The sequence below is a fragment of the Idiomarina sp. Sol25 genome (assembly GCF_033052775.1).
Lineage (GTDB): Bacteria > Pseudomonadota > Gammaproteobacteria > Enterobacterales > Alteromonadaceae > Idiomarina.
Window position 1 is genome coordinate 1 of record NZ_JAUPEW010000057.1, and the last position, 363, is coordinate 363.

Consider the following 363-nt stretch of genomic DNA (forward strand, 5'->3'; position numbering starts at 1 on the left):
GGTCGAGATACGTCTGCGGAACGACAAGAGGGAAATGCGGCGCGACGAAGCTGGAAAAGATCATCCACGGCGTATCGGCCCGAGGGGCGGCGCGCAGCCAGTCGGCTGTATCGTCGCCAACGGCCATGTCGTAGCGGTTGTATTTCGACATCCCCGCGCCGACACCGCCGATCATGCGGGCTGGATGGGGCTGCTGCGGCAGTGGGTCGCGCACTGATCCCCAGACCTGACCGATCCCGTCGAAAATATGCAGCGGACGAATCTGTTGCGTAAAGCCGGTGTCGTCCTCGCAATTGCGGTAATGCAGCTTGCCGATGCTGACCGGGGCAATCGCCTTGTCCTGCAACAGGTGCCCCCACGAGG

Annotated in this window: 1 protein-coding gene; it reads right to left on the reverse strand. The window is 62.8% G+C overall.

The window, feature by feature from the left end; all coding sequences use genetic code 11:
- Positions 1-346: sulfatase-like hydrolase/transferase (locus Q5L94_RS13445; RefSeq protein ID WP_317498870.1), on the reverse strand; the 346-nt coding region annotated here is incomplete at its 3' end.
- Positions 347-363 lie beyond the last annotated feature (17 nt).